At 42.4% G+C, this 25,701-nt stretch carries 17 protein-coding genes; 12 read left to right on the top strand and 5 right to left on the bottom strand.

What is annotated here, in order from left to right; genetic code table 11:
• Positions 1-170: 170 nt before the first annotated feature.
• The gene (locus tag AC2JF7_RS00525) at positions 171-9,566 is read left to right on the top strand and encodes an SLAP domain-containing protein (RefSeq protein ID WP_500726028.1); all 9,396 of its coding nucleotides are present in this window, start codon (positions 171-173) and stop codon (positions 9,564-9,566) included.
• Positions 9,567-9,646: 80 nt separating this feature from the next.
• On the opposite strand, the gene AC2JF7_RS00520 is transcribed toward AC2JF7_RS00525, so the two are convergent.
• Positions 9,647-10,618: a Gfo/Idh/MocA family protein gene (locus AC2JF7_RS00520; RefSeq protein ID WP_500726026.1), complete on the bottom strand. Its 972-nt coding sequence runs from the start codon at positions 10,616-10,618 to the stop codon at positions 9,647-9,649.
• A gap of 149 nt (positions 10,619-10,767) precedes the next feature.
• The gene (locus AC2JF7_RS00515; RefSeq protein ID WP_500726024.1) at positions 10,768-11,562 is read right to left on the bottom strand and encodes a hypothetical protein; all 795 of its coding nucleotides are present in this window, start codon (positions 11,560-11,562) and stop codon (positions 10,768-10,770) included.
• 154 nt (positions 11,563-11,716) lie between these two features.
• On the opposite strand from AC2JF7_RS00515, the gene AC2JF7_RS00510 reads away from it, so the two are divergent.
• The 7 genes from AC2JF7_RS00510 to vprA all read left to right on the top strand — a co-directional run bounded on the left by AC2JF7_RS00510 (position 11,717) and on the right by vprA (position 20,961).
• The gene (locus AC2JF7_RS00510) at positions 11,717-12,409 is read left to right on the top strand and encodes a 2,3-diphosphoglycerate-dependent phosphoglycerate mutase (protein ID WP_500726023.1); all 693 of its coding nucleotides are present in this window, start codon (positions 11,717-11,719) and stop codon (positions 12,407-12,409) included.
• A gap of 192 nt (positions 12,410-12,601) precedes the next feature.
• Positions 12,602-13,570, top strand: coding sequence for an asparaginase (locus tag AC2JF7_RS00505; RefSeq protein ID WP_500726021.1), 969 nt, complete (start codon positions 12,602-12,604; stop codon positions 13,568-13,570).
• Between the two features lie 128 nt (positions 13,571-13,698).
• Positions 13,699-14,607, top strand: a complete 909-nt coding sequence (locus AC2JF7_RS00500; RefSeq protein WP_500726019.1) for a LysR family transcriptional regulator — start codon at positions 13,699-13,701, stop codon at positions 14,605-14,607.
• 203 nt (positions 14,608-14,810) lie between these two features.
• Positions 14,811-16,295 (top strand): FAD-dependent oxidoreductase, encoded by a 1,485-nt coding sequence (locus AC2JF7_RS00495; protein ID WP_500726017.1) that lies wholly within the window; start codon positions 14,811-14,813, stop codon positions 16,293-16,295.
• A gap of 27 nt (positions 16,296-16,322) precedes the next feature.
• Positions 16,323-17,543 (top strand): MFS transporter, encoded by a 1,221-nt coding sequence (locus AC2JF7_RS00490; protein ID WP_500726015.1) that lies wholly within the window; start codon positions 16,323-16,325, stop codon positions 17,541-17,543.
• A 45-nt stretch (positions 17,544-17,588) separates the two neighbouring features.
• On the top strand, positions 17,589-19,454 hold the full coding sequence (locus AC2JF7_RS00485) for an FAD-dependent oxidoreductase (protein ID WP_500726013.1): 1,866 nt from the start codon (positions 17,589-17,591) through the stop codon (positions 19,452-19,454).
• A gap of 64 nt (positions 19,455-19,518) precedes the next feature.
• A complete protein-coding gene (gene vprA, locus AC2JF7_RS00480; protein WP_500726011.1) occupies positions 19,519-20,961 on the top strand; it encodes a vinyl phenol reductase in 1,443 nt (480 codons plus the stop codon).
• A 310-nt stretch (positions 20,962-21,271) separates the two neighbouring features.
• Here vprA and AC2JF7_RS00475 read toward each other — a convergent pair whose 3' ends face one another.
• The 3 genes from AC2JF7_RS00475 to AC2JF7_RS00465 all read right to left on the bottom strand — a co-directional run bounded on the left by AC2JF7_RS00475 (position 21,272) and on the right by AC2JF7_RS00465 (position 22,270).
• Positions 21,272-21,568, bottom strand: a complete 297-nt coding sequence (locus tag AC2JF7_RS00475) for a hypothetical protein (protein WP_500726009.1) — start codon at positions 21,566-21,568, stop codon at positions 21,272-21,274.
• A gap of 2 nt (positions 21,569-21,570) precedes the next feature.
• Positions 21,571-21,867, bottom strand: coding sequence for a hypothetical protein (locus tag AC2JF7_RS00470; RefSeq protein WP_500726007.1), 297 nt, complete (start codon positions 21,865-21,867; stop codon positions 21,571-21,573).
• 109 nt (positions 21,868-21,976) lie between these two features.
• Entirely contained in the window at positions 21,977-22,270 is a 294-nt protein-coding gene (locus AC2JF7_RS00465) for a hypothetical protein (protein ID WP_500726006.1), read from the bottom strand.
• Positions 22,271-22,679: 409 nt separating this feature from the next.
• On the opposite strand from AC2JF7_RS00465, the gene AC2JF7_RS00460 reads away from it, so the two are divergent.
• The 4 genes from AC2JF7_RS00460 to AC2JF7_RS00445 all read left to right on the top strand — a co-directional run bounded on the left by AC2JF7_RS00460 (position 22,680) and on the right by AC2JF7_RS00445 (position 25,701).
• Positions 22,680-23,525 (top strand): Rgg family transcriptional regulator, encoded by an 846-nt coding sequence (locus AC2JF7_RS00460; RefSeq protein ID WP_500726004.1) that lies wholly within the window; start codon positions 22,680-22,682, stop codon positions 23,523-23,525.
• Positions 23,526-23,878: 353 nt separating this feature from the next.
• Positions 23,879-24,253, top strand: coding sequence for a hypothetical protein (locus AC2JF7_RS00455; RefSeq protein WP_500726003.1), 375 nt, complete (start codon positions 23,879-23,881; stop codon positions 24,251-24,253).
• 21 nt (positions 24,254-24,274) lie between these two features.
• Entirely contained in the window at positions 24,275-24,811 is a 537-nt protein-coding gene (locus tag AC2JF7_RS00450; RefSeq protein WP_500726001.1) for a hypothetical protein, read from the top strand.
• A 692-nt stretch (positions 24,812-25,503) separates the two neighbouring features.
• Positions 25,504-25,701, top strand: a complete 198-nt coding sequence (locus AC2JF7_RS00445; RefSeq protein WP_500725999.1) for a hypothetical protein — start codon at positions 25,504-25,506, stop codon at positions 25,699-25,701.

Genomic DNA, 25,701 nt, shown 5'->3' with positions numbered 1-25,701 from the left:
TTAACCCTGTTTCGTCTGGCAAAATATTGCCCTTAACCCTTGATATTACGCACTTTATGCGTTTGACAAGCAAATCATGCGTGTTATATTGTTACTTATGATTTTATCAGAAAAAATATATACACAGAATTTTTTTGGATTTTTAAAAAAATCAGAATAGGGTGAATTACATGTTAGGGAAAAACAATTTAAAAGAAAAATTGCACAAAATGGAAGTTCAGGCAAAGCGGGACCGCTTTTCAATCCGCAAACTAAGTGTCGGAGCAGCCTCTGTCTTGTTGGGATTTACCTTTTTGGGTTTAAACAGTCAAAGCGTTAAGGCTGACTCTACAGTGACATCGCCTTCAACAAAGGGAGCAGCGGGCACTTCGTCTGATAACGGCAACACTGTAGTTATCAAACCAAAAGCTGCTGCAACCGCCGAAGAAGCTAGTTCAACTAATGCAGCAAGTACTGCAGCTATGAACGAGGCACCTGCAAGTCAGAGCGCTCCATCCAGTCGTAAAGACTCGAATAAGCCAAAGAAGGCAGTCAAGCTTTCAACTTATTCTGGTTTGAAAACTTTTTTGAAAAAGGGTGCTGCTGATTCGGTTGCTCAGTCACCAGATAAGCAACCAAGTACTGTGGATTCAAATTCAAAAGAAGATGCAGCAGATTCTAGTACTATTAAGCCAAACCAACCGAACAGCACTACGACATCCGATTCGCCTAGTGATAACGGTGCAGCAGATGTTGATAAGGTTGTCGAGCCAGCGCCAGTTGACACAAACCAAAAGGATACAATTACTAGTGACAAGAAACCAGCAAAAATTAAGCCACTGAGTGCCAATGTCAAACAGGTAACCAATTGGAAAGAGTTCACTACTGCCCTTTCTGATGCAACTGTTGATGAGGTTGACGTTATGGCTGATCTTGTAGCAGATTCCGGATATGACTTTAAAGGACGAAAGGTGCTGATTAAGTCGGGTGACGGTGTACAGCACAAGATTACGCTAGGCAATCACCGTTCTAAGCCTACGGGTAGCGGTGTAGACATGACTTTCGAAAACCTGCATATAACTGGAACCGATATTTACGGTATGGTTGATACCTCCGGCGTAAGCAAATCAAAGGTAACAATCAGAGACTGCTGGTTTGAAGGCTCACAGATGTTTTATGGTGGTGCTAACACTAGTATTATCTTTGAAGGTACGAACGTAGCTGAAACAATCCATACATCTTCTGATGTTCAGCAATTGTTTGAATTTACCAGTAACAATAGTAGTATCGAATTCCATGGTAAGTTTACTGGTAAAACCATTTCAGGTAATGTTATCCAAATGTCCGGTAACAATGACAAAGTTACAATAGCTAAGGATGCCGATGTAACTTTGCAGCCTGGTGCCAACCTTACTGGTAATTATAACCCTGGTATTGAGGGTACTGCTGGAGCACGGTATGCGATAGCTCTACTCAATGGATCTGGTCAGTCTGTAGAAGTTCAGGGTAAACTGAATATTGATACAGTTAACCCAGAAGGCGGCTATCAAGGTGGTGCAAGTGATAACAAGTCTGCAGCAGCTCTGTATCTTAATAGTGCTAATGCTAACTTTAAGATTGAAAATGGTGCATCAGTCAACATCAAGACAAATGGTGATATTCCTTCATACGCGGGTGCTAATAACTTGGTATATATCGGGGGCAACTTCTATATCAGGCCTAATGGTTCTTTGAATATAACTGGTTCTGATATGGGAACTTATGCAGGAACCCTGGTTCAGGTTGCAGGTACTGCTGATATTGAAAACGGTGGCTTTGGCATCGAACTTAAAGATGAGGGTGCAACAGGTGCAGGTACTGGTAACATCACCTTGGTTGACGTTCCTGGTAAGATCTTGGTTAACAACCCTACTTACCTAACACTGGATGCTCACTTGAATAAGGGTGCATCTACCAGTGTGATTGGTAAAAATGCGGTTACTACAACCAACGTTAGACAAGAACTAACACTGGACTTAGGAAACGGTCAAACTACTTCAATTGACTTGCCTCCGTTTGATAAAATGACCGTCCAAAAAAATAATGATGGCACAATCTCGGCCAGTGAATTGGTCTTGCTTGATGGTAAAAAGAAGCTTACTAAAGAGCAATTGGAACAACTGCAGAGCAATCCTAATGCAATGGCTATGCTAGCTAAGTTCCCTAAGTTAGGGGCACAACTGCCAAATTTGGTTGGTCAAGACTTCGATACGATTTTCAAGGGAATCATTAAGCTAGCATTCTCCGATCCAGATGCACCAGGATACAACAACATTCACTTTGTTCCAGCTATTGACAAGGGTTTCTTGGATATTGATCCAGAAAATGTCCAAGTAGTTGTCAACGATGATGGTTCACGGACTATTAAGGGTGTAGTTTCAAACTACAATCCAGCAAAGGATGGCCCGGCCAGTGACAGTATTTTTCAACTACTGGTTCCAGGTGGTACTAAGGCCTATGTATCTGCCAAGTACGTAACTTCTAACATTGACGCGCCCAAGAGTGGTCAAATGTGGCAGAATCCATCCGTAACTGACTTGCCTTACGGCAATACAAATGACGACTCCTTGCCATCAAAGTTTGCTGCTGTTGTTAATGATGACGGTACTTTTGAATTTACAATCCCAGCTGATGAAATAGGTCAGTTGGAAAAGGGCGATGCCATAGAGTTGACACCAACTGCTAACTTTATTAGCTATAACCCACTTGAAAGCAGGCGCCCAGTTGTAGCAGAGTTAGGCATTGTAACTGTTGATGATTCTAAAGATGCGGCAGCCAAGGCTATTAATGATGCTATTGCTGATGCCAAGAGCAAGAAGCCAGTTGGTTTAACCCCTGACCAGTCGAAGGCCTTTGATGAGGCATTGGACAAAGCAGCAGCCATTGCGGCCAACCCGGGCAAGCCAGATGAGTCAGTTTATGGTGCGGATTCAATTAAGGAAGTTAACGCCCGTAAGAATAAAGCATTAGGAATCATTGCCAACGCACTGACTGATGCAGAAAATAACGGAAAGCTAGAAGCAGCTAAAGCAATTGCTCAAGATAAGATTAAGAGCGAAGCACAAAAGCAAGCTGCTAGTTACCCATCTTTAGCTGACAAGATCAATGCCGCACGGGATGCTGCACTTAATACAATTGCTGGAGCTCATGATACGCAAAATCTTGAAGACCTTACCAATCAAGGAATAGCTAGTGTAGACAAGGTTGCCCAAGACTACAAACAAGGCATTAAAGATGACATCAATGGCAAGCTCGACGACTTAGAAAATAAGATTGATGCTGCCGCCAGTGATGCCAACTTAAAGCAAGCAGAAAAAGACAGTATAACCGCACTTAAGAATGACTTGCAGACAGCCAAAAACATCGCTAAAGATGGTGGCCGGATTGATAATGAAAACAAGGAAGGGTCTGAAAGTGACTCCCCTTCTGTTGTGGCAGACCAAAAAGAAGCACTCGACAATATTAACAAAATAAAGGCCAAGATTGATGCCATTATCAAGCTTGAAACTACTGCTCAAGATCAAATCCAAAAGCACAAGGATGACCAAGACACAATTCAAGATGAATTAAACAAGGGCGTTGACAATATCTTGAATGGAACTGATCCAGATGGTTCTGCAGCTACGGATGCAATCAATAACGCCCATGGCGACAAGGAAAAGGCCCAAGCTGCAAAGAGTATTAAAACATCTGCTGATGCGGCTAGAGAACGAGTACAAAATTCGGGCCTAACTAATGCTAAGCAAAAAGCATACCTCGATGAAATTAATCAAGCAGAAAAGAGCGCAACGGCCAAGCCTGGTGACAGTGACTACGATGCTGCCAAGTCAATTTATGGTACAAGTGATGACCAGGAGATCAAAGACCGACTAAATCAAGCCCAAAACTTGTTCAGTAAAGCAGCTGCCAAGGCTGAAGTAGAAGGCTATGCCAAGGACTTTATCGATAGTTTAGGACTGACAGATAACGCTGCAATTGTGCAGGCTGTTAAAGATGGTTTAGACGCAATCAATCAAATTGATGATGCAACAAGTCCTGCTTCAGACAATTCAACAGTCATATCTAATGCTGAGAAAACGGCTAAGAGCAACATTTTGGCCGCAGCAAGAGACGAGGTTAAGTCTCAAATTAAGACTGATGCTGAAAACGCCAAAAATATTGTTGGTTCCACTAGTTCAGAAATAGACGAAGCAGTAGCAGCTATTAACAAGCTTGTTGATAGCCATACGACACCAGCTGACCTCAAGCAGGATTTGAATAACGGTAAGACCAATATTCTGAATGCTTATAAAACAGCTGCCAAGAACAGTCTTGCAGCAATTGCTCAAGCTGACAAGGAGGCCTTGGGCGTTACTGATGCCAAGGAAATTGACAATGAAGTCAAGGCAGCAGGGAATTTAATTAACCAAGCCACTTCAATTGAAGCTATTAGCACCGACTTGTCTACGGGTAAGGACAATGTATTAGCAGCCTTTAAAGAAGCAGCTAAAAAGCTGGTCCAAGATAATGCTACTAAGGCCAAGGAATCTTTAGGCGTTGCAACAGATACAGACATTGATGCTGCAGCCACAGCTGCTATTAATGCAATTGACCAGCATACGGCAACGAAAGATATCAAACAGGACATCATTGACGGTCAAGCCGGTATATTGACTGTATACAAGAATAAAGCAACGGCAGCTTTAAAGAACAAGCAAAGCAAGGTCAACGATGCTATTGATAAGTTGGCCAATATCAGTGACGATGCCAAGACAAATTTAAAGGGCAAAGTTGATAGTGCTTATGAAAACGCTGAGAAGACGGTTAATGATGCAAAAACAGTAATTATTGACCAGATTGACCAGGCCAAAAACGATGGCATCACCAAGATGGATGATGTGTTAACTGAAGCACAAGGGCTAGACCAAGCAATTGTCGCTGACCAAGAAAAAGTGAACAATGCGGCCAAAGCAGCCATTGACCAAGTAAAGGGTTCTGACATGTCAGATGCAGCTAAGCAAAAGGCAATTACAGATATTAGCGCTGCTGCTAAGACTGCCAAGGATAATGTTGGTAAGCAAACAACTATTCCTGCTGCTGACCAAGCAGCTAAAGATGGTATCACAGCAATTACAAATGCTGGAAGCGGTGCAGCTCAAGCAGACCTGGACGAAGCTAAGACTAACAATCAAGCTGCTGTTGACCAAGCAGCCAAAGAAGCCAAAGAGCGCATAGAAGCAGCTTATGACAAGTTGACGCCAGAAGAGCAAGCTCAAGAAAAGGCAGATCATGATGCAGCTGTTAATGCCATTGAAAATGCTGCTAAGACTGCCAAGAATGCCATTAGTAAGGCCAAGGACAAAAAGGCTGTTACAGAAGCAGCTAAACAAGCAACTGGAGCTATTGATGTCGCTGAAACAGGGACTGAAGTAGCCTTTGAAAAAGTGGCCGCGAAGGATGCCATCAAGGCCGAAGCAGATAGAATCAAGGCAGAATTAACCAAACCAGAAGACCAAAAGAAGGTTGATGATTTAGTTGCCAAGGCTGACCAAGACATTGACGCCGCAGGTACAGTGAATGATGTAGATCAAGTTAGAGACAATGCCATTTCAGACATCGACAATGTCAAGACCACCGCAGATACCGCTGCTGAAACTGAATTGAAAGAGGCCAAAAACAAGGCCATCACTGAACTTCAGCTTGAACAGAGCAAGGTCAAGGGAACGATCGACGGCCTAGCCAATGTCAGTGCGGACGTCAAGCAGGCACTGAAAGATAAGGTTGATAATGCTTATAAAGATGCCGCAAATGATGTAGCTAAGGCAACAAGCACCAACGATGTTGATACAGCTAAGACAACAGGTATTAAAAATATTGATGCAGTTTTGACTGAAGCTAAAGATATTGATGCTGCTATTTCTAAGAATAAGCAAAAATTAGATGATGCAGCTCAAACAGCCATTGACCGAGTTAATGGTTCTGATATGACCGATGCAGAAAAGAGCAAGGCCATTGATAATATTAAAGAAGCTCGCGATGATGCCAAAAAGGCGGTTGGCCAACAAGATACTATTGCTAAGGTAGAAGCTGCCGAACAAGACGGTGAAGCAGCTATTACAAATGTTGAAAACAGTGCAGCTCAAGCAGACTTAGATGAAGCTAAGACTAACAGCCAAGCTGCTGTTGACCAGGCAGCCAAAGAAGCCAAAGAGCGACTGGAAGCAGCTTATGACAAGTTGACGCCAAAAGAGCAAGCTCAAGAAAAGGCGGATCATGATGCGGCAGTTGCTGCCATTGAAAGTGCAGCCAAGACTGCCAAGGATGCTATTAGTAAGGCTAAGGACAAAAAAGCTGTCACAGAAGCAGCTAAACAAGCAACAGGTGCTATCGATGCCGCTGAAACAGGTGCTGAAGTAGCCTTTGAAAAAGTGGCCGCGAAGAATGCAATTAAAGCTGAAGCAGATAAGATCAAAGCTGGTTTAACCAAGCCAGAAGACCAAAAGAAGGTTGATGATTTAGTCACCCAAGCTAACCAAGACATTGATTCTGCAGGCACAGTGAATGAAGTAGACCAAATTAAGAACAATGCAATTTCAGATATCGACAATGTCAAGACGACTGCTGATGCCGCTCATGCCCAAGAAGTAGCAGATGCCAAGCAAAAAGCCATTGACGCTCTAGACAAAGAGTTAGACGGCAATGGCACTGCAGGCGTTCCGGGAGTTATCAACTCAATTGAAGGATTGAGTAAAGCTGGTTTAACGCCAGAAAACATTGAGAAATATCAATACGCTGCCCAAAATGCGCATGACGAAGCTGTGGCTAAGATTGAGGCAGCAGATGATGTGACCACAATCACAGCTACACAAAATGATGGTCTAGCTGGAATTGATAAAGCACTTGCAGATGCGCAAGCACAAGCAGGTCAAGACAAGGCAGCAAGTGACTTGCAAAATGCTCAAAAAGAAGCAGCCAATAAATTGGAAGAAGAGCACAAGCGGGTCAACGATGCTATTGATAAGTTGACTAATATTAGCGCAGATGCCAGGCAGGCACTGAAAGATAAGGTTAATAGCACCTATAAAGATGCTACTGATAACGTAGCTAAGGCAAGCACTCCGGCAGATGTTGACACAGCCCAAAATAATGGCATCACTAAGATGGATGAAGTTTTGACTGAGGCACAGGGGTTAGATCAAGCAATTGCCACTGACCAGCAGGAGGTGAAGGATGCTGCCCAAGCCGCAATTGATCGGATTAATCAGTCTGACATGTCAGATGCAGACAAGCAAAAGGCAATTACAGATATTGAAGATGCTGCCAAGACTGCTGCGGAAAATGTTGGTAAGCAAACAACTGTTCCTGCTGCTGACCAAGCAGTTAAAGAAGGAATTGTGGCAATTACTGGGGCAGAAACAGCTGCCAATCAAATGGACTTGCAAGAAGCTCAAGAAGCGAACAAGGCTGCTGTTGATGCCGCAGCCAAAGCAGCCAAAGAACGTTTGGATGATGCTTATAACAAGCTGACTGAAACTGAGAAAGCTGCAGCTAAAGCTGACTACGACAAGGCAAGCAAGGCTATCGACGCTGCAGTTGAAGATGCTAAGATAGCTATCGATCAAGCTCAAGATAAGGCAGCGGTCGCAAGTGCAGCTAAGGCAGGTGCCGCTAAGATTGGTGATGCTGTCGCTGATGCCGAAGTTGCCTTTGAAAAGGTAGCTGCTAAGGACGCTATCAAGGCTGAAGCAGACAAGATTAAGGCAGACCTGACACCAGAAGACCAAAAGAAGGTTGATGATTTAGTTGCCAAGGCTAACCAAGATATTGATTCTGCAGGCACAGTAACTGACGTAGATCAAGTTAAAAACAATGCCATTTCAGACATTGACAATGTCAAGACCGCCGCTGATGACGCCCATGCCCAAGAAGTAGCAGATGCCAAGCAAAAGGCGATTGACGCTCTAGACAAAGAGTTAGACGGCAATGGCACTGCAGGCATTCCGGGAGTTATCAACTCAATTGAAGGGTTAGATAAAGCTGGTTTAACGCCAGAAAACATTGAGAAATATCAATACGCTGCCCAAAAGGCGCATGACGATGCTGTGGCTAAGATTAAGGCAGCAGATGATGCGGCCGCAATCACAGCTATCCAAAAAGATGGTCTTGCTGGAATTGATCAAGCTTTGGAAGATGCCAAATTGCAGGCAGCCAAAGATAAGGCAAGCAAGATGATCGAAGATAAGTTCAAAGAAGCTGCTGCCAAGCTCCATGATGTTTTTGGCGATAAGGCTGACATCAACAATATAGTCGAAAAGGCTAAAGCAAAAATCAGTGGTGGCACTATTGCAGAAATTGAAAACTTCGAATTAGAATTTGAAAGGGAACTGGCAACTGCAGCGATTGAAGATGCAGCTGCTAATGCCAAGGCTAAGCTTGATAAGGATGTAGCAAAGCACAATGATGGCTCCAGCTACACTGCCAAGGAGAAGGCCGCAATCAAGGCTAAGATTGATCAATCAGTTAAAGAGCAACAAGAACAACTTGCAAAAGCCCAAAGCAGGGATCAAATTACCAGTAACCGGGACCATGCTATTGACCTGATCAACGACAGTACAGTTGATCACACTGTTGTTATTCATGACGGCAATGGGGGCAGCAATGTCGCTATTGTTACTGATGACAAGGATAAAAAGCCAAGCGCACCAGACAACAAGCCTGCTGAACCGGTTAAAGTCAAAAATATCGTATTGATGCACAATGCTTATCTTTACGACGAAACAGGCAAGCGGGCCAATGAAGTTACGCTTAAGGCTGGTTCATCCCTGGTCACTTATGGTCTTGAAATAATTAACGGTCGTCAATTCTATGTCCTAGTTGACAAGGGTGCTAACAACGTCCTAGTTGACAAGGGTGCTAACAACAAGAAGTACTACGTGGCAACAGGCAATGCCCAATCAACGGTGCAAAAGCTAGACCACAACGCTTATATTTATAATAAGTATGGCAAGCGGGTCAAGGGTTCTCGGGTCTTGCAAAAGGGCACCAGCATCAACACTTATGGTGCAACTGTCAAGATTCGGGGCCACCGGTACTACATTATTGCTAAGAATGGCTTCGTGAAAGCTGCTAATGTCTTACCGATTGCTGCTGGTGCTAGAGCCGAAATGGCTGAACCACTTAGCACAACGGTTAATGAAGAAACAGTTGCAGTAACGCCGAAGAAGATCATGCATGGCGCCTACCTTTATAATGATAAGGGCGACCGGGCTAACGGCTTGGTCATTGCTGAGGGCTCCACGGTTGATACGATCGGCAAGAAGCAAGTAAATGGTCGAGAATACTATGTTCTAGCCGATGGAATGAACATTGCAGCTGGCAATATCGATGGTAAGAAGTTGAAGTTGCAGCACAATGCCTACATTTACAGCCAATATGGCAATCGCCTAGGCAAACAGGTGTTGAAAAAGCACAGTTTGCTGACAACTTATGGCGATGCTATAACAATTAAGGGTCAGAAGTATTATCTGATTGCCCAGAACAAGTATGTCAAGAAGGCCAACTTCCGTTAACGAAAATAACGCAGCATACTAAAATGCTCCAAACTACGATGTAGTTTGGGGCATTTTTGGTTGACTATAACTTTTTAAAATCAGCCTTGGTTAGCAGATGCTAAGGCCTGCGCCAGGACGTCCATTACAGCCATGCTGTGCTCATATAGTTTGTTGGCAGTGGCTGTATCGTGTTGGTCAATGATTTTAACAAAGTCATTGAATTCGCTAGTCATTCGGTGGTTGTATTGGTTGAAGCGAAACTTGTTGATATCGCCGTTTCGCGGCTCAACCGTAAAGTCCTTAATGACGCCGGTTGAACCATCAAAATAGATAGAGCCGCCTTCACCTTCAATGAAGGACCGCGGGGTTGCATAACTATCCTTAGATGCGATTAAAACGGCCTGCTTATCGGGGTAGGTTAGGTTCAAAATGCCGGACGTGTCAATTCCGTGCTGTACCACTGGGTAATATTGAACGGCTGTGGGCTTGCCAAAGAGGCCAACTGCTAAGTGAATATTGTAGATGTTTAGATCCGTCAGTGTCCCACCACCCTTAGCAGGGTCAAAGACCGGTGCAATCTTTCCTTCCAAAAAGTCGTCATAGCGGCTGGAATACTGCGTATAGTTGAGGGCAACAATGTGAATAGGCGCAATCTTGGAAATAGACTGCTTGATTGCTTGGTAGTTCTCAAGGTGGATGTTGGTAATAGCTTCAACGATAATGACGCCTTGGTCATCGGCCAGCTGCTTGAGTTCTTTGGCTTCTGCGACAGTTTCCACATAGGGCTTTTCACAAATAACGTTTTTCCCAGCAGTTACCGCCTCTTTGACAATGTCGTAGTGAAGCGAGTTGGGTACGGCCACATATACGGTGTCGATATGGTCATCCCGGCAGAGTTGGCGATTATCCGTATAGACCTGCTCAATGCCATATTGCTTGGCCAAGTCCTCTGCAATGTGCTTGCTGCGAGTTGTAGTAGAGATAGCAGCCAGTTCCAAGTGCTTGATTTGGTCTGCCGTCGTCAAAAAATCGTGGACTATTTTTCCGCTGCCAATAATTCCTAGCTTCAAAGGTAAACCTCCATCTAAAACTATGTTAATAATATCTAACCTAATCATAAACGATGGCGCTTATAGGGGCAAGCGGGCTAGCTTGCAGATAATAATTGCATGCATTTGATGGCCGCACCAAAAAAGCACATGCTTTTTGCAGTGCTTTCTTATTTTTTCTTATTTTGCTTGGGTAGGGGCTTAGCTGCCAAAACATTGGCTGGTATCTTTAAGAAATCCCGGCTGCCAATGTTGCCATAGCTCTGGCTCACCTTGAGTTTCAACAACTTGTCAACGGTGAAGTCAACCTTGTAGTTAAAGGAGAATAGTTTGTTGTTCTTGACTACCAGCTTGACGGACATGGCCTGGGCCTTGCCAGCTTTAAAAAGCTGCTTATAGATCTTGTTTTGTTGCGGACTCTGCGTATTGGTAAGGAAAACTGGCTTGACCGCAGCCTGGATGGCCTTTTTGTCCTTGAGCTGGGCTGTCAGGGTATAAGTCTTGCCAGTGTGCTTCATCTTGTAGGCTTTGACCAAGCTTTGAGGCGGATCCATCAACATTTGGTTGTTCAAAACAGCATCAAGCAAGTCAGCATAGGAATGTCCAGTTGTCTGGGCAATCTGGGCCTTGTACCATGCGCTTTGACCGTTAACATACAAGTTTTCGGTATTTGAAGCCCACTCTTCGGCACTCTTGCTACCCTTTTTGTCCTGTGTTTGATAATTGATGTGGAAGACAGTTGGATCGCCACCAAAAGTATAGCTAGTGGCAACAACTTGACTTGACGTATCTGTGCTTAGATTGACCAGTTGTTTGGCTTGACCGCTTTTGAAAGTCTTTTGGGCTTTCTTGATCACAGCTGTCTTAGTCAAGACTGGCTCAGCCTGTTTTTTTTGCTGAGAGCACCCACCTAATAGAAGAGCTGTTGTGATTCCTAGACTGAGCAATAACTTTTTGAATTTCATGATAGTAAAGTTTCCTTTTCTGATAAAGATCGTTACCTCTATTGTATCGTAAAACAATAATTTAAGCAGGAAATTTAGGTCTAAACTCTGTGAAAATAGCGGATAAATGTGTAAAATGGTAAGTGAAGTTTTTAATTTGCAAAGGAGATATTTCATGTCGAAATTAGTTTTGATCCGTCACGGACAAAGTGAATGGAACCTTGAAAACAAGTTTACTGGCTGGATTGACGTTGACCTGTCAGAAAAAGGGGTCGAGGAAGCCAAGAATGCGGGTAAGTTAATCAAAGAACACGGTCTTAAGTTTGACCAAGCCTATACCTCAGTCTTAACGCGTGCGATTAAGACCCTGCACTATGCTTTGGCAGAAAGCGACCAGCTGTGGATACCAGAAACCAAGTCTTGGCGGCTGAATGAGCGGCACTATGGCGGACTGCAAGGCTTGAACAAGAAGGCCACCGCTGACAAGTATGGTGACGAACAAGTTCACATTTGGCGTCGTTCGTATGATGTTTTGCCACCAAAGATCGAGGATGATTCCGAATTCAGTCAAGTGCACGACCGTCGTTATGCTGATCTTGACCCACACATTATTCCGCGGACTGAAAACCTCAAGGTTTGTTTGAAGCGGGTTATGCCATTTTGGGAAGACCACATTGCGCCAGACCTGCTAGCGGGCAAGAATGTTATTATTGCAGCTCACGGCAACTCATTGCGCGCTTTGACCAAGTACATTGAGAACATCTCTGATGAAGACATCATGAACTTGGAAATGAAGACCGGTGAACCAGTCGTTTACACCTTCGATGACCAACTAAATGTTACTGACAAGGAAAAGTTGGACGACTAGTCTTAGAATTGAATATTTAAGTGAAAATTCCTCAAATCTTAGGACTTGGGGGATTTTTGGTTGCAAAGACACTGTTTTGTCTATTTGGCTCTTGTGCATAATAACCTATCAGCAAGGCCAACACCAGGAATGTAATAAATTTGGCTATCAGTGCTAAAATTGAGTTAAACAACTTGGTGAGGAGTAATAATTATGGCGAAAAAAATTCTAGTCCTGCATACCGGAGGAACAATTTCTATGTCTGAAGATGAGTCCGGTAAAATCAAACCCAATGAACAGAACCCGCTAATTGCGGCTTCACTTGCTAATAACAGCGATATTGAGTTGGTAACAGAAGAGATCTTCAACTTGCCTTCACCGCACATGACGCCTGAACGAATGCTAGAACTTTCACTGCGAATTCGCCGGGCGGAAGAAGAGGGCTTTTTTGGTGCAGTCGTGACTCATGGTACTGACACATTGGAAGAAACAGCGATCTTTTTGGATTTGACTATTTCTAGTAAGATGCCGGTCGTTGTGACTGGGGCAATGCGGTCTTCCAATGAAATCGGCAGCGACGGCCTGTATAACTTTAGTCAGGCGATTGCAGTGGCTAGTTCTCCAGATTCAGTGGGCAAGGGCGTGGTTGTAGTGATGAATGATGAAATCCACTCGGCCCGCTATGTGACTAAGACCCATACAACTAATGTGGCTACCTTCAGAACGCCAACCTTTGGCCCGATTGGAATTGTCTCGGAAGGGCATGTTAATTATGTGCAAACGATTAACCCCCAAGCCCACCTGCCAATTGACCACGTAGTTCAAGATGTTTTCTTGGTGAAGGCTTATGCAGGGATGGGCCCGGAATTGCTGCATGCACTCAACCGGCCTACTACTCAGGGTATTGTAATTGAGGCCCTTGGAGCTGGCAACATGCCCCCGGCAACGCTGCCTGAGCTGCGTGCACTAGTCAAGCAGCAAATTCCGCTGGTGCTGGTTTCGCGTTGCTTTAATGGTATTGCCGAACCAGTGTATGATTATGAAGGAGGCGGCGTCGGCCTAGCCCAGTTGGGTATTATCTACTGCCGCGGTTTAACTGGCCCTAAGGCACGTATTAAGTTGCTGGTTGGCCTAAGTGCCGGTCTTAAGGATAAGGAGCTAGCAAGGTATATTAATAATTAGGCTGCCTGCAGCTTGCTATTTGTACTTGCAGGCTTGATAATAGATAGTTGTGAAATCGCTTTTTTAAGCTGGCGATAAGCTGTTAGGCTTATGTTTGCGGCTTTTAATAATAATGATTGGAATGAAAAATGAACTTTACCCAATTACGGTGTTTTATCAAGGCTGTTGACAATTCTAGCTTTACCATTGCAGCCGAGCGGCTGAATTTTTCCCAGTCCGCAGTCTCAAAGAATATTAAGGATCTAGAGAATACAATTGGCGTTCCTCTGCTCAACCGGGCCCACCACCGCATCTCCTTGACGGATGCAGGCAAGTACTTTTATCGTGTGGCTCGCAACGTAGTGGACGATATGGACTACACTGTTTCATACTTGCAAAACAAGAAGAACGATTCTGACACGCTCTTGCGTATTGGCGTCTGTGATACGCCCTTAGAGCAAAAATTTCTGCCCCTTTTTCTGCGCCACTTGAAAAAAGCAAACAGCAACTTGAATGTTCAATTTGTCTTTGTGCTTAATAATTCACTGGGCGAACTGCTCAACCACCATGTGGACTTATGTGCTATTGCCGAGGATGATGTGGATGTGGTTGAAGACGTTAAGTTTAAGCCCCTGATTCAGGGCAAGTTCATGTTGGCCTGCCCCGATGATTCGCCTTTAGCTAAAAAAAGCAAGATCACGCTCAAGGACCTCGCAGCTGAGGACATTTTTTTGCTAGATCCCAATAGTTCATTAAACGTGCAGATGAAGTACCAAAGTATTTTGATCAACAATATGGGCATGGATCATATCAAGTTTGTCCAAGATTATCTCGCAATGGACATTTATGTTAAAGGAGGCTGGGGCTGCGGCGTTTTGCCCAACTTTATTGCAGATTCTCAAGTCAAGGGCATTACTTATGTACCAATCGATTACCATGAGATTTCGCCATACGGAATTGCCTACATGGATTCCTTTACCAATGAATCAGTTCTTAATGAGGTAATCTCTACCATGAAGAAGGCAGTCAAGGAATACCTATCTGCGAATAATAAATAATACACAAATTAAAATCGCTTTACATGAGCTTGCACAGCAGCAATGAAACCTGCTAGTGCAGGCTTTTTTGTATGCTTTAAAAAATTAACCAGGCGACTATTCCATTTGGTAATCTTCAATTCTAAAAGTGGTGAAGCAATTCACTTGATTCATAGTATCATGAAAGCGATTAAAGGATTTTCCTAAAAAGTGAGGGATGAAAAATGGACAATACGTATGACGTAATTATAGCTGGTGCCAGCAATGCTGGTGCAATGGCTGCGTGTGCGGCAGCTGAAAAGGGTGCCAAGGTTCTCTTGATCGACAAGTCAGGGAGCTCGCAGTACCTGTTTCGGTCATTCTTTGCCGCGCTGGACAGTAACGCACAAAGACGGGCTGGTATCAAGGTTGACAAGGCGGAGTTGATGAACTTTTTGACACTCTCCTTCCAAGACAATGTTGATGAGCGCCTGCTTTGGACGTGGGCTAATCATACTGATGAAACAGCCAACTGGCTTGAAGATAATATCTTAAAGCCCAACGGTGGAATTTTGAAGCCGCAAGCAGATGCCCACTATGAAACTGTTGTCAACACAGCCTTTCAAACTGAATTGGCTATTGCCACTCCTGACAATGGCTGGGCTCACTACGGTGAATGGATGCTTGATAAGGTTAAAGAACTCGGTGTCACGCTCAAGTACAATACGAAATTGGAAGAGCTAGTAACTGATGCTAGCGGCGCAGTGACTGGCCTTATTGCTAGTGATCGGGCAAGTGGTGCCAAGACTGAGTACAAGGTTAGCAAGGGTGTCATTATCTGTACTGGGGGTTATGGTGCCAACACTGAATTGATGAAGAAGTGGGATCCACTAGGCTACAAGAAGAATGTTTATTCTGATGGTCCCCGCGATGATGGCTCGGGCATCTTGGCCGGCTTAAAGGTTGGCGCTTGGCGCGATGAAGAACCTGCTGAAATCATCTTTGACCGCGGTGCTGTTCCTGTAGGGACGAATGCTGAGGATCATTATACAATCGACTTCAAGGACCCAGGCTACTTCTGGATGGGAGCATACCCGTTGCTCAAGGTCAACCTGAACGGAGACCGTTTTGGCAACGAAAGTGTGCCATATCAATTTGACATTAACGCTATGGCCAAGCAGCCAGGCTACTTAGAAGCGGAAATTTGGTCAGAAGATACTATGGACCATCTGGACCAGTTTAGAACGCAAGGATGTGCTCGGCTGGGCTTTCCCGGTATTTATGATACTGAAGGCAATAAGGCCGAGATTCAACGCCGCATCGATGATGGCATAGTGCAAAAAGCTGACACCATCGAAGAATTAGCTGAAAAGCTAAACCTGCCTAAGGATAACCTGGCCAAGTCTGTTGACCGCTACAACCAAATGTGCAAGCAGGGCGAAGACACCGACTTTGGCAAAGAAAAGTTCAGGTTGTTCCCAGTTGAACACGGTCCATATTATGGCGTAATCATGGGTGGTCGTTTGCTAGCTACCCTTGATGGTCTCAGGATCAATACCAAGATGGAAGTCATCGACAAGATGGGCAAGCCAATCCCGCACCTGTATGCAGCCGGCAATGCCAGTGGCGGCTTCTTCTGGGGTAGTTACCCAGACCGCGTTCCAGGTTTAACTTGTAGTCATGCGCAAACTTTTGGTCGTTTGGCCGGACAGTTTGCTGCTGAAAATTAATTATCTTTAAAAAGGAGTTTTTATATTATGGATGAAAGACAAATGCCTAAGCTTTCGAGCTACAGGTGGGTCATTTTAGCGATTGCCGCTTTGCTTGACGCAACCAGTAGTTATATTCAATTTCAAATTTCGGCTCTGGCAATACAAATCATGCCAGCCCTACACATTTCGCCAGCACAATTTTCAAGTTTGTTGATGGCCCCAATGTTAGTGGCCGTCTTCCTCAGTATTCCTGCGGGTTCTCTGGCTGATAAGTTTGGTGCTAAGAAAATCGTTACAGTTGGCTTGATTATTTCTGTTCTGGGAGCTTATGGCCGCTTGATTGCCACTAACTTTGCATCAATGATGATCATGCTCTTGCTCTTTGGCGTTTATATGGCTTTGCTTAATGCCAACACGATGAAGATTTTCGGAACTTGGTTTAAGCAGGATACTAATTTTGCAATGGGTGTCTTCTTTGCCAGTGCCAGTGTTGGGATTATGTTGTCACAACTGACAAGTCACTTCTTCCCAAGTGTTAAGGCAGCTTACATCTTTTCTTCAACCCTCTTACTTGTTTTAGCCATTTGCTGGATTCTCTTTGTGAGAGAAACGCCAGTTGGTGAGGAAGTACCACCAGAAGTTCTTAAACAAGAAAAGTCTGAATCTTCGCTTGACTTCTTAAAGGCAGCTATTCACAGTAAGAAGACCTGGATTGTAGCTGTCTCTGTTGGTTGTGCCATGGGTGCTAGTGAAGCTTTCTCAGGTATTATGCCACAAGCCTTTGCTGCTCGGGGAATGACTCCTGCGGGCGCCAGCATGATTGCGGCTATTGCCACAGTTGGTAGTATGTGTGGTTCATTCTTTGGTCCTGCAATTATCAACAAGGCCAAGAAGGCTAAGCCATTGATGATTATAATTACTCTTATTAGTGGGCTTTTAATGGCAGCAACTTGGTACATCCCGTTAGGCATGCCACTGACAGTTGCGTTAATCCTTGGTGGATTAACAGGTGCCATGACAGGTCCAGTGATGCAGGCTTTGCCAATTACCTTCCCAGAAATTGGGCCCAAGCATGCCGGTTCTGCTGGTGGTTTGGTAGGAACAGTATCACTATTATTCTCATACTGCGTTCCCGTAATTATTTCCGCAATTGCAGGCAGGAATTATGCGCTGACATTTATTATTCAGGGACTAATTCTTGCAATAACGATAATTTTTGTTGCAATTCTACCAGACGCCAACGAAGCACGACGTCGCGCTAGATAAGTGAATAGCTTAAATATTGATTTATTATTTGAAAGGAATTTGATCATGACCCAAAAGATTACTACTAAACCAGGCAAGTACACTGGTTCAGGCCAAGGCAAGGAGGGCCGAATCAACCTTGAAGTTGAGGTGACTCCTGACCAAATTGCTGACATTAAGCCGTTGGACCAATATGCACCAGACAGCTTGAATGACAATGCCTTCAAGAAGATGGCGCAAAAGATTCTTGACCACCAGTCAGTTGATGTTGATGTCGTTTCTGGTGCTTCAGAAACTTCCCGCGGTATTATTGAGGGCGTTAAAGAAGCTTTAGGCAAGGCAGATGTTGACCTTGCAGCCTTGAAGGAAAACGGTGCGCAGAATACTGCTGCCAGCCAAAAGACGCTTGACGTTGATGTAGCTGTGGTCGGTGCTGGATCAGCCGGTGCAGCAGCGGCACTGGCAGCTCGTCAACATGGCGCAAGCGTTGCCCTGTTAGAAAAGACCATTTCACCACTTGGTGCAGGAACTTTTGCTGGCGGAATGTTTGCCGCTGATAGTCAACAACAAAAGGACCAAAACCGGGTTGTTTCTAAAAAATGGCTTTACGAAGAATACATGGATGCTTCACAAGGCTACATGAACTCAATCTTAGTACGCCGCATTATTGATGAGTCAGGTAAGACTGTTGACTGGCTTAATGAAAATGGTGCCATCATGAAGTTGATGGATGCCGGAACAGGTGGCAGCTATGACCATATCGGTATGCCGGCAACCTTGCACGGCTACCAAGAAGGTGGCACCAAGGCTATTACTAACTTGATTGAGAAGTTCAAGTCGATTGGCGGCCAGATGTACTTTGGTTTTGCAGTTAAAAAACTGCTGACAGATGCAGACGGCAAGGTCGTTGGTCTAGTTGCCCAAGGCGATGATCAGGAACTGCAAGTAAATGCTAAGAAGGTTATCATTGCTACTGGTGGCTTTGGTGGCAACCCAGAGATGCGCAGGGAATACTTGGGTGATGTTAATACACCCGGCCAAGTTTTGCAAAATACTGGTGATGGCTTGAACATGGCTTGGAAGGCTGGAACTGCCCACCATATTAACGGATCAACGCACTACTTCTGGCAAACTTTCAAGGACCAGGATGTAGCTGAAATGGCTAAGTTGGTTGGACCAAACTGGATGGCCTTGAACGGATTGGCTAACTTCCCGAACTTGCGGGTTAATAACCGCGGTCAGCGGTATGCTAGTGAAACTCATGCTCTGGACTTTGCTGTTCACGGTGCAGAACTGTCAGAGCAGCCGCAGCAAACTGAATACGTGATTTGGGACCAGGCCGGCCTTGACAAGATCAAGGAAGGCGGTACGGCAGCGATTGAAGAACACTACAGCAAGTGGAAGAATCGCCGTCAATTCTACATGGAATTCAACTATCCGAGCGATACGGATGATGCGATCAAGCGCGAGCAAGAGAAGATGGACTTCCCAAGCCTATTGAACAAGCTGGAAAAAACGCCAGTAGTCTTCATTGGCAAGACAATTGAAGAATTGGCCGAGAAGATGGGCGTTGACAAGGAGAACTTGAAGAAGTCTGTTATCCAATATAACGAAGCCAAGAAAAAGGGTGAGGATGACCTCTTCTTCTCCGATACCAAGCGGATGGTGCCAGTTGAAAAGGGTCCCTTCTATGCGGTTAAGTTTATTGCTCGCAATCTGGGTACGCTTGGCGGTGCAACCATTGACGAGAAGATGCACGCTTTAACACCAGCAGGTGAACCAGTTCCCAACCTTTACGTAACTGGTGCTGACGCCTCTGGTATGTATGGTAAGGCCTACGTTGACTTTGAAGGTGGAACTTTGGGCTTTGCATATATTTCTGGTCGTTTGGCTGGGATTGATGCAGCTGAAACTGCTAAAGAAGGCAAGTAGAATTAAGAGGCATGGACCAATCCAAAAGTTGGACATGCTTTTTTGCTAAAGGAGAAAGATGATAATGCAAGAAAAATATGATGTTGTAATCGTTGGCGCTGGCCTGGCCGGCTTTGCGGCCGCTGCTGAAGCAGTCGACAACAACTTAAAAACACTCTTGGTTGAGAAGGGCAAGACCACTGGTGGCACGGGCAATTACGTTGAAGGCGTGTTTGCCGCTGATTCGGTTATGCAACAACAGGAAAATGCGGTCATTGACAAAAAAGACTTGCTGGATGAAGAATTAACGTATTCGCACTATAAGGCTGATGGGAAAATGTGGCAAAAATACATCGACCAGGCTGGCAAGAATGTTTCCTGGCTTGAAAATCGCGGCGTTAAGTTCTGGGTTCTTTCAGGTCTTGGAGCAGGTGCTAAAACTTGGCACTTGTTCAAGGGTAAGGGTCACGATGCCATCCACCAAGGTCTTGAGCCTTACGCTATGAGCAAGGGGCTAGAGGTGGTCACTTTGACCCGAGTTACTGCTTTAAAACAAGCAGCTGACCGCTCTTACCAGGTAACTTTGACTGACGTTGTGAACAAGAGTGAGCAAGTTGTTATAGCCCAAAATGTTGTTTTAGCAACAGGTGGCTACTTGAATGACCAAAAACTCTTGGAGTCAACACCCCACCAGAATCCAGACAACATTATCCCAGTCAACTCTGGCAAGAACACCGGTGATGGACTGCGTTTAGCTTGGAATCTGGGCGCCAAAAAGTACTTTACCGGCATGGCCATGATGTTTGGTGGTCAGCTTAAGAGCAAGAAAATTCCATCATTCAAGCTCTGGGGCACTGCTATTTGGAGTTCAGTTTGTGATCAGCCTCAAATGTGGGTCAACGAACTGGGTGAGCGCTTTGTTGATGAGAGTGCTTGCGTGGTGAATTGGGCCAACGAAGGCAATGCCATGAACCGGCAGGATCGGGTCTTCTGCATCTTTAGTCAGAAGATTTTGGATGACTTTACGGATAAATCTTTCCCACGATCAATGAAACCCTTTGTCCCAGAAGACCGCTATCCAAGTCTGCGCGATGACATCAAAAAGGCTGAGCAAGAAGGTCATGAATACCTGCACAAGGCAGCCAGCCTAAAAGAGCTAGCCCAAGATATCGACACGCCGAACCTAGTTGATTACGTTAAGCACTATAACGAGATGGCAGAAAACGGCGAAGATACTGACTTCCACAAGCCAGCCAAGTACATGTTGCCCGTTGACGGCGACGGACCATTTTATGCCATTGAGCTGGGGGTTGGCGCCTACACCACCGGTGATGGTCTGCGCGTCAACACTAATAATGAAGTGCTTGATGAAAAAGGCCGGCCAATCAAAGGTCTTTATGCAACAGGCGGAGATGGTTCTGCAGTTCTTTATGGTGACACTTACGGTGTCAACATTCCGGGCACTCACGCAGGTTACTGTATTTTCTCAGGTCGAAATGCGGTTAAGGCTATTGCGGACAATAAATAGTATACAAACAAGAGTAGGTTTCCCTACTCTTGTTTTGTGTTAGAAAAGAAATCGTGCCCATACCTACGAATGTGCTCGCTTTTTGCCAGATGTTGCCCTATAATAAAGAAAGAAGCGAAGCGATTGATGCTCGCCAAACTTTTAACAAATTAAATGACCTAGAGTCTGGCTAGTCCTTGTGACTAGCTTTTTGTTTATCTGCATATTCCGCTAAAGAAAACTGCTGCTTTTAAAAGTAGGCAGCAAAAAAGCGATCCAATTGGATCGCTCCAGCGTTGCACAAGTAGCTAACTTGCATGCACGTTCAGCCTTACCTAGATTTATGGATAAAAATATAAATAAATAAAATAGTACAAATTATTAGAGCCACTAACAAGCCTAAAAACAAACTTAGAATAAAGTTAATATGTTTACGCTGAAACAATGTGGTAAACAAATCCATTAAACTTAGAAGATGGAAACTTAAAACGCCAACACTTAAATCCATAAGCTTGAAAAGCGGTAAAATTAAAACTAGCAAGAGTTCGCATAGTGCAATAAGCCATCCATATTTATAAGCATGATCTGTTAACAGCTGTTCTCTCATCGTAGGCTTGTTTTTTGTCATTATTATTGAGCTCCTTTGATATTGCCAAGATCTAATCTTATATTTATTCTACTTTTTGGGCTTCTAGACAACTTAAAGATAATTCCAGCTATAACTTTTAACTTTCTGTTGCTAACATTAACTTTAGCGTGATTAGTTAAATATTCGTTGGCAAACATTGTAAACATAGAAATTGCAATCCTCCAAGCGCCCCAAATTCTGCCAGACCTTGAATGAGTGAAAATCGGATTGAGGCTAACGACTGATGTTATCAGGAAAAACATAATCGTTAAAAAATATTTATTAGCTAACTTTTTCATTATTTTATTCCATTATTACGTACTAACAGGCAAGACATCCACCTGTTCAAATAGCTCCTAGAGCAGCTCCAACTAATCCTGCTCCAACACCGGCAGCAGCTCCGAGTACTCATGCAATACTGGTAGCTGTACCTGCGCCAGCCATTGTCCACGAACAAGCAATATGATGTTTAGTTTTCCTCAGAAGTGGATTTTCATAAGTAAATTCGCTTGGATGATTCTTAGCAAATGAATTAACCTTATCCGATGCAGATTGTCCATCTTCTACAGTCACTTTAAGGTGGGTATGCTTTAAGGATTGTGCTAAGTAATTTTTATCTACAATTTTAACCTGGACAACACCTGATAAATCTGGATAAGCAATCAGAGCCCCTATAATACTGTTGGGTAGTTGTTGCTGCAAACATTCTATAAGTAAAATGAAAGTTTTAAACTTTTTATTTATTAAAACAATATTACAAATTTATACTAGAGTCAACTAACATAATTATATAAGGAAGGAATAATTATGAAAAAGGCAAATAAATGTTTATTACATTAACACCGAAAATACTGGTAGTGACAATTTTTTGAAAGAGGAACGCAAAAAATAAAAGTTTGAAAGTGTTCCGACATTAATAAAAATTAAAGATAAAAAACATTTTAAAATGCTGGATCGTATGAAAGGTATTTTAACGCGCGTTTTTCAGCCTTATGTAGCCCCTGTTTGGCGCTACTTCGGTTAATGCACATTATATTAAGTTGTATTGGTATAGGTGGATTAAAGCGGAGTAAAATATATTTGAGATAGCAATCATAAAGAGGTAATAAAAATGAATATTGGTGAACTGCTGAAAAAGTATCGGGTAGAACAAATGAAAACACAGAAGCAGTGGGTAGGAAATATAATAAGTCCTTCCTTTTATGCCAAAGTTGAGAAAAATATCCATCGGATAACTGTAGAAGATTTACTTGCGTTACTTCATTACAATAAAATATTAGCAATAGATTTTTTTAAAAAGCTGGATAAAAAAGATAAAAATAATTATGAATTCAAAAAAGAAATAATTGGTCAAATAATAGAAGCATTCTATCATCATTCAAAGATAGAACTGAAACAAATCCGTCAAATAATAAGCAGCAGTGACTTGCCTGATAAAGATGAGCAACTTGCTTTTACTACAGGTTATATAGCACTGCTAGATGACGATTTTACAGGTTTAGATGAGCAAACTAAAGCCCAAATTAAGAATCGCCTGTTTAATATTTCAGACTTTGATCGAGATAATTTGTATCTTTACTGCAATTTCATGAGTTTTTATGATCTCGATAGCAATTTAATGCTTTCAAAAAGATTAATTAATCATTTTAAAAATGATAGTGACATAGCCGTTCAAAAGGCGATTTTGAGTATTATCAGTAATTTACTAATGTTTTGCATTAAAGCAGATAGATATGATGAAACAATATTTTTTATTGAAGCTGCTCAGCAAATTGATATAAATCCCGATTTGACATTTTACCGAGGTGCGATAGCTTTTTTTAAGAGCTTAATTACTAGTCATTATCAGCCACAAAAAAATGGGAAGGGAGATTGTAAGATTATAATTGATTTTTTTAATTTGATTGGAATGGAAGAATATAGTGAACAATTAAAAGAATTTATACAAAAAAACTAAAAATGGCCTATTTGACTAAAAATTGTCGAGTACGCCATTTTTTATTTTACTTGTTTTTAAAACGTATACTAAATTCATAAACGAATAGAAATGTGCAATTGAATTAGGAGGTTACCGATCATGGATGATTTGTTACGTCGCTTACCAATCATTATTATTTTTCCGTGAAGGAAATCATATTATGCAAATTAATGATACTAATAAGTATGTAAGCTATTTAGATGGATTACTTATAAAGTTTAGGCAAAAATAATTGAATTTTAAATTGATAAAATAGCATGGAGAGGGAATAAAAATGGTAGATCTATTGGCTCGCTTACCAATTCATATCGTTAATTCTATAGGTTTAGATTATGAAAATAAAACTTAGTAAAATTTTTTCTATTTCAATAGGTATTATATTGATAATAATTGCGATAAAAGATTTTTCTCCTTGGCGTAGTCCAAAAGAAATAATAATAGGACTATTAACGTTAGCAGTGGCATTATGTCCCACAAGTAAAAATGAAAAATCAACTTCTTCTGAAACAGATTACTTAGTTGATCACAAAGTTGTAATTTATACGGAACGTATTTATTTAACGATGTTCTTCGTCTTTATAGTTTTATATTACTTAGATGGGGAAAATATTTTACTGGGTATTATATCTATTTATTCGGTATTACTTTGGTTTATTCAACAAGTAATAATAATTGTTTTAGAGTTGTTAAAAAGTAAAAGAAAATAATTGATTTTAGAGGTATACATTATGAAGAAAAATAAATTTTTAAAATATACAGCATTAGGTGGAAGTCTATTAGTTCTCGGTCAAACTTTAGCTATTCCTGCTAATTCAGTGTTTGCCGCAACTAATGATAGTGATGACATTGAACAAGTTTCTCAGCAAAATACTGAATATGATCCATCAGAAAATGTAGTGTTTACCCCACAAGATCTAGCAAATGCAAAAGTGGTTTTAAAGCAAGTAAATCAGTTTACTGATGAAGATTTAAAAGAGCTTTCGGATAAGGATATTGTATATCTTGCCGAACAAGCCCCTAAAGTAGATACCCGAATTGGTGTCACTAAAGTAGCAAAAGCTGTAGCAAAAATATGGCATAAAATACCAAAACCTATTAAAAATAAGATTAAAAAGTATTTTGGTGGAAGTCTTGCTGGTTTTATACATGCAATTGATCATTATACAGGAACTTCAGAGCATATGATTTATTCAGCATGTCGTAGTGTTGGTATGTCTCCAACATGGGCTAATTTGGTAACAAAAACGATTACTTTGTTTATCTAATATAATACATAAGTTTTATTACTATGTAGCATTGAAAGTTTAAATAATCAAGTAATCAAAATAGTTTTGACCACCATGATTTTTGGTGGTCTTTTTCTTTTGCAGGACGGGCTAAAATTTTTTAAGTTCTGCGACTTTTTTCTCGGCCATTAGTTGTAATTGCTGTGATTGATCAAGCAATTTCTGGGTCTGATCAAGGGTATCGTGCAGGCGCGCAATTTCTTGATCTTTGCTGATGAGTTGCTCATGGTAAGTTTATTCTAGCAAGTATAAACGCTTTGATAGCGCGCTATCTTAGGAAGTCCAATCAGCTTTCGTGAAAGGACCTGCCATCACTAAAATTGTATTTAACAGACCAACAGATGAAGATAAAATTTTATGATCGACAGTAGTAACAATCCACTGTAATAATTTGGGGCTTACTATACCAGCCAAAAATCCTAATATTGCTAAGCAAAATAAACTAGCAAAAATATTTCCATAAAGAATAACAATAGCTAAAGTTAAATCACAAAACCCGTGTTTATAACAAGAAGGACCAAAAAAGATATTCTTACCGTGGTGGCAATGGTTTACTTAAGAATGGCTCAGAAGTTAAGTATGCTGGAACAGTTGAAGCAATAGATAATCCAGATGTTAAGCGTTATTCATTTCATGATGATGACTGGAACTGGTTTTATTTACCCTATAAGATGATTAAAGGTAAAGAATACTTCAGCATTGGTCATGGTGGCTATATTAAGTCTGTGAATGTTCAGTCGATTAATGGTAATTGGCTTTATACCAATCAAACTAAGATAACCACAAAAGCTTGGTCTAGGTCTGGAAAAATTCCACTTTATAATGGTCATGGACAATTACTGCCTAAGACTTTAAAGAGTGGCCACTAA

Source organism: Lactobacillus sp. XV31L, from assembly GCF_059900865.1.
Note: the sequence above shows the minus strand (reverse complement) of the source record. Positions and strands in the feature narration are given on the sequence as shown.